General features: G+C 71.0%; 10 protein-coding genes. 1 reads left to right on the forward strand and 9 read right to left on the reverse strand.

Going from position 1 to position 9,484, the window contains the following annotated elements; translation table 11 throughout:
• Positions 1 to 62 precede the first annotated feature (62 nt).
• The 8 genes from ABZ659_RS33445 to ABZ659_RS33480 form a co-directional block, all read right to left on the reverse strand.
• A complete protein-coding gene (locus ABZ659_RS33445) occupies positions 63 to 752 on the reverse strand; it encodes a hypothetical protein (RefSeq protein WP_360227911.1) in 690 nt (229 codons plus the stop codon).
• Positions 753 to 849: 97 nt separating this feature from the next.
• On the reverse strand, positions 850 to 1,416 hold the full coding sequence (locus ABZ659_RS33450) for a hypothetical protein (RefSeq protein ID WP_360227914.1): 567 nt from the start codon (positions 1,414 to 1,416) through the stop codon (positions 850 to 852).
• 20 nt (positions 1,417 to 1,436) lie between these two features.
• Positions 1,437 to 1,889: a DUF6238 family protein gene (locus ABZ659_RS33455; RefSeq protein ID WP_360227916.1), complete on the reverse strand. Its 453-nt coding sequence runs from the start codon at positions 1,887 to 1,889 to the stop codon at positions 1,437 to 1,439.
• Positions 1,890 to 1,923: 34 nt separating this feature from the next.
• Positions 1,924 to 3,396 carry an SCO6880 family protein gene (locus ABZ659_RS33460; protein ID WP_360227919.1) on the reverse strand — a complete coding sequence of 491 codons (1,473 nt, stop codon included), beginning with the start codon at positions 3,394 to 3,396 and terminating at the stop codon, positions 1,924 to 1,926.
• A 141-nt stretch (positions 3,397 to 3,537) separates the two neighbouring features.
• Positions 3,538 to 4,929 (reverse strand): ATP-binding protein, encoded by a 1,392-nt coding sequence (locus tag ABZ659_RS33465; protein ID WP_360227921.1) that lies wholly within the window; start codon positions 4,927 to 4,929, stop codon positions 3,538 to 3,540.
• Positions 4,930 to 4,956: 27 nt separating this feature from the next.
• Positions 4,957 to 5,646, reverse strand: a complete 690-nt coding sequence (locus ABZ659_RS33470; RefSeq protein WP_360227924.1) for a hypothetical protein — start codon at positions 5,644 to 5,646, stop codon at positions 4,957 to 4,959.
• Positions 5,646 to 5,954: a DUF6112 family protein gene (locus ABZ659_RS33475; protein WP_360227926.1), complete on the reverse strand. Its 309-nt coding sequence runs from the start codon at positions 5,952 to 5,954 to the stop codon at positions 5,646 to 5,648. Before ABZ659_RS33475 ends, ABZ659_RS33470 begins: the two co-directional genes overlap by 1 nt.
• An 87-nt stretch (positions 5,955 to 6,041) precedes the next feature.
• Positions 6,042 to 7,187 (reverse strand): C40 family peptidase, encoded by a 1,146-nt coding sequence (locus ABZ659_RS33480; protein ID WP_360227929.1) that lies wholly within the window; start codon positions 7,185 to 7,187, stop codon positions 6,042 to 6,044.
• 578 nt (positions 7,188 to 7,765) lie between these two features.
• On the opposite strand from ABZ659_RS33480, the gene ABZ659_RS33485 reads away from it, so the two are divergent.
• Complete coding sequence (locus ABZ659_RS33485) at positions 7,766 to 8,512, forward strand: DNA methyltransferase (RefSeq protein ID WP_360227932.1); 747 nt, start codon at positions 7,766 to 7,768, stop codon at positions 8,510 to 8,512.
• 96 nt (positions 8,513 to 8,608) lie between these two features.
• Here ABZ659_RS33485 and ABZ659_RS33490 read toward each other — a convergent pair whose 3' ends face one another.
• Positions 8,609 to 9,406 carry a DUF5655 domain-containing protein gene (locus ABZ659_RS33490; RefSeq protein ID WP_360227935.1) on the reverse strand — a complete coding sequence of 266 codons (798 nt, stop codon included), beginning with the start codon at positions 9,404 to 9,406 and terminating at the stop codon, positions 8,609 to 8,611.
• Positions 9,407 to 9,484: the final 78 nt, after the last annotated feature.

Genomic DNA, 9,484 nt, shown 5'->3' on the forward strand with positions numbered 1-9,484 from the left:
CGATGCGCGGGTCCACCGTGCGGGCCGTCGGGCCGGAGGCGGCGGGCGTGGCAGCCGGCGCCTTACCGGGCAGGCCGCTGTGGGCGGGACTGGCGGCGAGCGCGGTGGCGCTGATGGGGAACTTGTGAGTGGTGAAGCCCTGGTTGCGCTGGTGGTGCGTTGCCGTCGTAGGCGCGGGTGAGCGGCGCGCGGCTACGTCCTGGGCGGAGGGGCTGCACGGCCACCTGGAGGTCGGCCCGGTGCATCGCCAGCGTAGCGGTGGCGACCTTGTCGAGCGCCTCGCTGCGGTGCGTGGTGATGGGCAGCGTGTAGATGTCCAGGTCCGGGTTGTGCCGCCAGCCGTGCTCTTCCAGGATGAGTCGGCCGCCGAGAGCGGAGGAACCGTCGGCGGTGGCGGCGACCACGCCGAGCTGCGGGTGTTCGGCGAACGCGATGTCCGGCTCGACGCGCGGGGGCCGGTCGGGGGCGGGCGCTGGTCCGGAGTTCGGCGAGGGGTCGAACGCGGCGTCCACGTCGACCCGGTAGCCGGCTTTGCGCAGCAGCGCGACGGCCCGGGTGGTGCGGCCCTGCCCATCACGCTGCTGGTTGGCCAGCGCGTACAGGTTGGGGTGGTCGGGAACGGGATGGAAGTCGAATCCCTTCAACATCCAGGTGCTTGCCGCCAGTTGCTTGGGGTTGGCGGCGACGATGCCGAAGTCGGGGTGGCGGCCGACCGCGATGTCGGGAAGCGGGTCGTGCTCGGGGGTGGGCATGGCGGATCCGTCCGATGGGCGCAGGGGGAGCGGGGCGGTCGAGGGCGGGGACGGTTCTGCTGGTGCGGGACATGGCGGGCTCCAAGCTGGGCAGCGGTCAGCGACCGGGCGCGGACGAGGGCCGGGCGGGAGGCAGGGAGGGAGGTGCGGCTGAAGCTGACGGCGGCGCGGCTGGGGCCGTGCGCCGTGCGGTCGGCGAGACCGCGAGAGCGGCGGCGACCCGGGACGCCGCCGGTTCCTTCGGGGCGAGCTGGTCCACCCGGGCCTGGAGCCTGCCGGGGTGGTCGGTGTGCCGGTCGGCCAGCACGCCGCGCATGGACCGAATGTCCAACGCGTAGGAGTCGAGCTTCTGGGCGATGTAACGCAGCCGGTTCGCGTAGTGGGGATCGGCGGGTTCGCTCAGGCCTTCCCACCAGTCGGCCGTCGTGTTGAGGGACTCCGCGACGCGCTGGAGAACGCCGTCACCGGGAGCGGTCAGCTCGCTCAGCGCGGCGACGACCTCGCCCGTGTGCGACGCCGACTGGATGGACTGGGTCAGGTGGCCGAGCCGGTCGCCGAGGCTGAGTCCCTGATGGTCAGGGGGCGGCAGGCTGGGGTCGAGCAGGCCGGGATCGCACGAGACGTCGAAGCCCTCGGCCTGAAGCATGTCGACGGCCCGGGTCATTCTCCAGACGGAAGGCAGGGTCAGTGGCGGACGAGGCCGGTGAACGGCGCGTGGAGGTCGGCCGGGGTGGTACGGCGTCGGACCAGGAGCGCGGTGCGCTGGTGGCGCTGGCAGATGGTCAGTTCCGGTGCGCCTTCCGGCAGGCCGGCCTGGCACGCCTCGCGGTCGGGGACCTCACCGGAGCCGGGCCGGGGGGCCGCGTGGTAGGCGGCGTGGACGTGGTCGGCGGCCTGCCAGATCCGGGTGCGGGCGGCGCTGAGCTGGTCACGCTCGATCGGCGTGAGCCGGCCCGTTCGGGCGGCGTGGGCATCGAGCAGGCCGTGCAGCGAGACGAGGTGGGCGTGTAGGGCGTCCAGCTCGGCGCGAGTGGTGACGAGAGGACCGCCTGGCACGTTGAGCGCGCGGTGGAAGTCGAGCGCGGCGGTGGCGAAGGGCACGAAGTCCTGCCCGGTCGGGCTGGCGGTGCGGGACATGGCGGTGCTCTTTCGGAAGGGAGGAGGGCCGGCATCAGACGGCGAGGGCGAGCGGCACGGCGGCGGCGGTGAACGCCTCGGCCTGCTGCCAGGTGAGAGGCCGGAGGTCGAGCTGGGCGCCGACCGCGGCGGTCTCCACGACCGCGCAGGCGGAACGAAGTTCCTCCTCGGAGTCGGCCGAGACGGTCAGCAGGCCGGTCAGGGCGACATCCGCGTGGCCGGCGATGAGCTGGCGCTCACGGGACTTGATGTCCTGGTACTCGATGGAGTCCGCTTCGGAGTCGACCTGGCCGCGCCGCGCTCGCTCGGCTGCGTCCGCGATCACACTGGCCTTCTTGCGCTGGACATCACGCAGGGCGGCGTCCAGCCCCTTCGGCTCGTACGACAGCGACAGGGTCCGACGCACCCCGGCGGTGAACAGCAGCTGGTGCAGGAAGCCCGCCGACGTCTCGGTGCGGGGCCAGTTCTCCACCCAGTACGTGGAGTGGACGGCGGAGTCGGTCGCGATGTGGTCCGACTTCTCGACGACCACGACCGGGCCGGCCGCGTCCGCGTCGGCCTCGGGGCGCCCGGAGGAGGACCAACGGTCCAGTGCGGAAAGGGCCTTGGGGTCGTACGCCGTTCGTACGACTGCCGCGATCTCGCGGGCGGTGAGCCAGCCGGTGGGGTTGAGTCCGGCGGTGCGCGCGGCCTGGTCGAAGGTCGAGGTCAACTGTGCCAGGACGCTGAAGGACCCGGTCAGACCGCCACCGGCCTGGTTGATCAGCCGCCTGGCGGCCTTGGCGTCCAGGGAGACCGCGACGTACGCCTCGTGCGGAGCAGCGGCCGGGCCGGCGCTCTGGATCAGCTCGCTGTAGACCTGGCCGGCCACCGGGGCATCGGGCCGGCCGTGCTCCTCCCAGTACCGGCGGAGGGCGTCGCCGGAGTCCGGCACGGTGCGCTCGATCACCTGGATCCGGGCGACCTGGCCGGTGCGGGCCAGCGCGGCGAGGGCACGGCCCCAGCCGTTGACGTTGGCGTTCTGGGTGCCCGGGTCGAGCAGCGCGTAGGCGCGGGAGGACACCTTGACGACGGCGGTCAGCCTGCCGGTGTGGGGGTCGTGGACCGCGCCGTACCGGCGGTCGGGTGCGGTGACCACGCGCAGGCTGGCGGCGGTACCCGGCAGGTGGAGGAGTCCTTCGCGGACCGGTCGGCGGGAGGGGCGGGCGAGCCAGATCAGCTGGCCCCGCATCCGGCGGAGCGCGTACCGGGTGACGATCGGCGCCCAGTCGGCCAGGGCCCGGCCTCGGTAGCGGACGAAGACAAGCAGGGCGATGCCGGCCCACAGAGGGATGAGTTCGAGAGCGCCGACCACGCCACGGGCGAGGATCACGGCGAGCAGGAGCAGGCCGGTGAGGCTCACGACGATCAGCTGCGGGGCGGTCAGGCCGAGCAGGATGCCGCGCCTGCTGCGGTGCGGGAACTTCACGGTGGCCGTGGTGACTTCGGCCTGGCGGTTGTCAGACATGGCGGTTCCAGACAGTGGGAGCGGGCGGGACGAGGCGGAGGCGTGGCGCTCTTCTGGAGGTCATGACCGGACTCCCTTTCGGGGTGTTCGGGGGGAAGGGGGCGGGCTGGAGGGAAGCAGCCCGCCCCCGGTGGTGGTGGGTCAGGACCCGGACGGCGGCTGGTCGGGGTAGACCCAGTTCGTCGGAGTCGGGGAGCCGGTCGCCGACGGACCGGTGGAGGGCGGCGGTGGTGCGGCGGGACCGCCGGGCGGAGCGGCACCTACGCGGGTCAAGCTGCCGCCCGGAATCGACGCGCCAGCGGGCTGAGGGGCGGAGGGAGCGCCCTCGGAGCCTCCTGCTTCGCTGTTGGCAGGCCGTGTGATCAGCGCGGGGATGCCGGGGCGCTGGATCAGGGCGCGGCCCTTGTCGCCGGAGGCGTTCGGGTCCTCGCCGTACCGGAAGCGGGTCTGCGGCTTCGGAGGCCCGGCGTCGATGCCCTCCTTGCTCAGGTTTCCGCCGGTGGGGTTGATGCCGGAGGCGACACCGTCGCTGCCCGCGCCGGGGACCTTGCTCGGCCCCTGCGGAGCGGGAGTGCCGGTGCTGGCCTGCATCGCGAGGCTGCCCGCGGTTTTCGCCGCGCCTGCGGCGACCGCCATGCCGGCGACGCCGGTACGGTGCAGGTCGTCGTGTCCGCCGCCGTCACTCGCCCAGTGGACGAACTTGTAGGTCGCGTAGGGGCAGAGCAGGACCAGGACCATCACGACGATGCCGGCCATCGCGTCGGAGAGGGCGGCCATGCCGTCCGTGGCGTCGGACTTGCCCATGGCCGAGACGCCGATCAGGAAGACCACGGTCATCAGCAGTTTTGACACGACCAGAGTGGCGGTTGCCTCGATCCACCCCCTCCGCCAGCGCTTGGCGACCTCCCAGCCACCACCGGCTCCGGCGAAGACGGCGAGGGCGACCATGATCAGGACGCCGACCTTGCGGGCGACCATCACGCCCCAGTACATGAACGCGCCGATCGCGCAGCCGAAGGCGACCAGGGATGGGATGGTCCAGCCGAGGGCGTACATCGGCCCCAACTGGTTGACCTTGATGACGCGGCGGATCGCGTCGTCCACCGAGGTGTTGGCCGCTTGGAACAGGCCGTCGGACAGGGCGTCGACCACCGTGATGGCGACGGAGGTGAAGGCGACGGCGCAGAAGGAGAAGAGGACGCCGGTCATCGTGCCGATCGCGGCCTGGGCGAGTGCGCGTTCGTCACGTCGCCAGGCCGCGAGCATCAACTGGATGCAGAACGTGCCGACGGTCAGGGCGAGACCGATGGGCAACAGCAGCTCGTAGTTGTCCCGGAACCAACCGGCGTTGAGATCGATGGCGGTGGTCTCGTTGACGGCCCTGGCGGCGAGATCGGCCGCGCTGGCGGCCAGCTCGCCCGCTGACTTCGCGATCCAGGCCCCGATGCCGTCGGTGACGGTCCCGGCGGGGTTGGTGGCGAAGTCGACGGCGCCGCAGACCTTGTCCATCAGCGGAAAGTCGCAGACTCCCATGGCGGTACCTCCTTTCTGGGGTGGGGGTCAGGGAGCGACGGCCGACAGGACACCGGCCAAGGCGCAGGGCTGGGAGGGACGGCACTGGACCGCGAGGGTGGTGACGCGGTTCTCGGCGCCGCCGTGCGACGAGCCTTTCCAGGCGATCGACTGTTTGCCGGAGACCGTCACGGCGTAGACGTACGCGGTGGTGATCGCCCCGGGGTCCGCTTGGAGGGCCTGGGTGAACGAGTCGGGGAAGTGCGCCTCGTTCACCTTGGCGGTGGCGAACTGGCCGTTGGCGGCCATCTCCTTCCACAGCACGCGCGAGGGGACGAGCGCGTCGACCGAGGCGGTGTCGGCGTACTTCTTCTCGCTGGTCAGCCACCCGCGCAGGGCAGCCACCAGCTCGCGCTGGGAGTAGGCGCGGGTGTCGTACGACCACAGCGCTGCGGCTGCCGCCTTGCCGAAGGCGATCGGGTCGTGCGTGGACGGGGGAACGGGGAGTTCGCCGCGGCTGCCGTGCGGTTGTGACGAGGCGGAAGCAGAACCGGTCGGGGAGGACGGGGAAGCCGAACTCACCTGCGGTGCGGGAGCCTTGGAGGAGGTCCTGCCGTCGCGGGTGAGGTAGGCGGCCAGGCCGGCGAGGGCGACGAGCACCATCAGGACAGCGGTGCCGAGCAGCGCCCGGCGGCGCACGCGAGATGCGCCGCCGGGGTTCGTGGAGCGGGGAGACATCAGCGGACCTGGCTCCCCAGCGTGCTGAAGAACGCCACCACGCCGTTCGCGGCACCCAGCAGGAGGGCCGCGCCGGCGCTGACCAGCACGCCCTTCTTGCCGTTGGCCTCGGCCTGGTGGCCGCCGGAGTGGTGGCCCCAGGCCCACACGCCCGCGCTGACGGCGAGCGCGCCGACCACGGCGATGATCCCGAAGAGGTTGATCGAGCCCATCACCTGCTTGAGGACGGCCAGGCCCGGCAGCCCGCCCTCGTTCGGCTTGATCCCGGGGTCGTAGGCGAGCTGGACGACCTTGTCGACGAGGTACATGATTGTGAACTCCAGTTCGATTTAGTGCACACCAAAGCCCGAGGGGGCGAAGCGCCAGGGCAGGAGGGGGAGGGGGAGACGGGCCGGTCAGACGACTCGGCGGGCCGCGAGAATCTGCGGCTTCCAGGACGCGAGGGTCGCGAGGCGGACCACGTCGCCGGTGCGCGGGGCGTGCACGATCAGGCCCTGGCCGACGACCATCCCGACGTGTTCCGGGACTTTGGCGGTCCCTTCGGTGAAGACGAGGTCACCGGGCCGGAGAGCGTCGACCGATACCGGCTTGCCCTCCTTGACCTGCGTGTACGTCGTCCGCGTGAGGGTGACCCCGGCGGCCCTGTACGCCTGCTGCATCAGGGAGGAGCAGTCGCAGCGGCCCGTGGGGTCGCTCCCGTGGGAGTCGGTGCAGCTCCCGCCCCACTGGTACGGGGTGCCGAGCTGGCCGAGCGCCCAGCGGATCGCCGTCTGGACCTTGGTCGGAGCGTCTGCCGGAATCTTGTATCCGGTCGGCACCGCGCCGGGCGGGATGGTTCCGAAGTCGGTGCCGTCCCCGCCGGCCGTACAGCCGCTCGCGGTACTCGACGCAGCACTGGCCGTGCTGTCCGAGCCGGACGACGAAGGGCTCGGCGACGTGCCGCCGGCCTTCGACAGCAGCGGCTCGATCGCCTGCTGCAAGGCGGTGGCCAGAGGCTCCCACTTCGCATAAGCCTCGGGGAAGCCGGACCTCTGCACCGCCTGGGCTGCCTGGGTGACGGACAGGGACTGCCAGCCCGAGACCTTTTCCAACGCCTCGTAGAACTTCGTCGAGGCGTGCACCGGGTCGAGGATCTCGTTCGCGGTGCCCCACCCCTGCGACGGCCGCTGCTGGAACAAGCCCAGCGAATCGCGGTCGCCGTAGGTCAGGTTCCGCAGGCCGCTCTCCTGCAGGGCGGTCGCCAGGGCCACGATCTGGCCCCGGGCCGGGATGTTCATCGCGACGCCGGTGGCCTGGATGGTCTTGGCGTTGGGGATCTGCTCGGCAGGGTCGTCCAGGCCCGGCACGGAGACCGTGCCCTTGCCTCCGCCGTCCAGGATCGCCTTCACCTGAGCGGCGACGGCTGAGGTATCCACAGCCTGTGTACCGCCAGCCGAGCAGGAGGCCGAGGCACTCCCGGCCCCGACGGCGAGGATCGGAACGGCCAGCAGGAGCGGACCGGAGGCGAAGAGACCGACGACTGCTCCGGTGGTCTTCTTCATCGCCGGCGCCGTTCGCCGGGGCGGACAGCCCGGCCGGGCAACGGTGTTGGGTCAGGGCGTGGGCGTATCAGGGCGTGCTGCATCGCAGCGGCTCCTCGCGGTTCGTAGGAGGCGCGGTGCCGACTTCTCGTGCAAAGCCGTCGACACCGCGCCGATGTGAATCCGCCTCTCAGGGCGGGCCCGGGTCAGGGGAGTTGGTAGCTCCCGGACGCCGGTTTCGGGTCATGCGCGGCAGCCAGCCGCGCTCGTAATCTCAGGCGGTGCACCGGGTCTCCTCACGGCTTCGGGAACGGGGAGTCAACGTGCCTTCCGGCCCGCGTCCTTGGACGCGGAAACACGGATCAGCACAGGTCAGCAGGGGTAGAGTCGGACTCCGCCTCGGTGACGTGGCGAGACAGTAGACCGGGATTCCGGCCGCACCAAACGACCACCGAACCGGGCCCGAACCAAGGCACCGGCTCGTTAGGAGCGGCCGGAAATCGCGGCTAACCTCCGGCACAACCCCGCTCCGACCGCGTGCTGTTGACCGCCCTCCGGAGCTGGCCCAGTCCCGTCATGCCCTGAAAGAGGCCCCGCACATGAGCTACACGCTGCACCGAGGCGACGCCCTCACCGTGCTGAAGACCCTCCCGGACGAGAGCGTCAACGCCGTCATCACCGACCCCCCGTACAACTCCGGCGGACGCACCAGCTCGGACCGCACCGGCCGCACCGCCCGCGCCAAGTACGTCACGGCCGGATCGGCGCACGACCTGCAGAACTTCCCCGGCGAGAACCGCGACCAGCGGAGCTATCGAAGCTGGCTGACCGCACTGCTCACCGAGGCGTACCGGGCCGCGACCGAGCACTCCGTCGCCATGGTCTTCTCCGACTGGCGTCAGGAGCCCACCACGTCAGACGCCCTGCAGATGGCGGGCTGGACCTGGAGCGGCACGATCCCCTGGATCAAGCCCGCCAGCCGGCCCCGCAAGGGCGGGTTCAAGCAGTCGGCCGAGTTCATCGTCTGGGGCGTTAAGGGCAGCCTCGAAAAGGACCGGGACCTCTACCTGCCCGGCCACTTCATCGCCTCCCAGCCCCGCAAGGACCGGGTCCACATCACCCAGAAGCCGGTCGAGATCATGCAGCAGCTCGTGCAGATCTGCCCCGAAGGCGGCACCGTCCTCGACCCCTTCACCGGCAGCGGTTCCACAGGCGTTGCCGCCCTCCGCGAGGGCCGACAGTTCGTGGGGGTCGAGCTCTCCACGCATTACGCCGACGTCGCCGAGGCGAGGCTCCGAGCGGAGCTGACCCAGGACGCCTTCGTCCTGGCAGGACCGGAGGCATGAGCGTGAGAGTGACCGGCCCGGGGCCGACGGACCGCAGACGGATGAGGGCGGCTGGTGCATCGAGAAACCGACGCACCAGCCGCCCTTCCTCTTGCGTCAGGCCGCCTCGAACGCCCGCCGGATCAGCGGTCCAGCCTTCTCCAGGTCGGCTGCCGAGGCGATACGCACCTCCAGGTCGCCGGTCCCGAGGTGGCCGATACCGCGCATGTCACGCGAGAAACCCTCCTCCAACTCGACCGTGTCCGGGTCGACCTTGAGGTAGACCAGGATCGCCTCGTGCTTCGGACGGAAGAGGACGGAGGCTACGTTCACCATCCGGCGGTACGCGATGTAGTGCCGAAGCTGAGCCACCTCGACCTCGCCCCAGGCGGTGAGGGCCTCGTCCAGCTCGGCGTACAGGTCCTGCAGGCAGCCAGGAATCGCACCCGCGGTAGCGGTCGCCTGAGCGGACGTCTTCCCGTCTTTGCTGGCGGCACCAGCCGTGACCTCCCGCTCGCGGCTCTGGCGCCGATTCGAGATCGGTCTCGCGGATCCGGGCGTGGACTCGATCAGCAGCAGGCTCAGCAGCCCACCCTCGAAGACGCGGTAGCGCACCAGGTCGACCCGCTCGCGCAGACGGTGCATCGCGACTCGGTCGTGGTGCGAGAAGCCAGCGGCGATGCAGACCATCCGAGGGTTCCGCCAGTCGATCGACTCGGCGGCCTCGGAGCCCAGCTTCTCCTTGACCAGTGCCTCGAACTCATGGCGTGCGGAGTCCAACCACGACAGGTAGGAGACAGCCTGCGACAGGACACCGCTGTCGGCGCCCTTCTTGTACTCGATCAGCGCAGGTGTGCCGTTCTCGTCCAGACCGAGCGAGTCGATCCGGCCCCGGTGCAATCCCCGCGAGTTCACGATTTCTGAAGGTATCGAAATCTGAACTGTAGGTGCTGCTGGGGGATTTGGAGGCTTTCTGGCCGTGGGTTCGCAGGT

It is taken from the genome of Streptomyces sp. NPDC006997 (assembly GCF_040635175.1).
GTDB lineage: Bacteria > Actinomycetota > Actinomycetes > Streptomycetales > Streptomycetaceae > Streptomyces.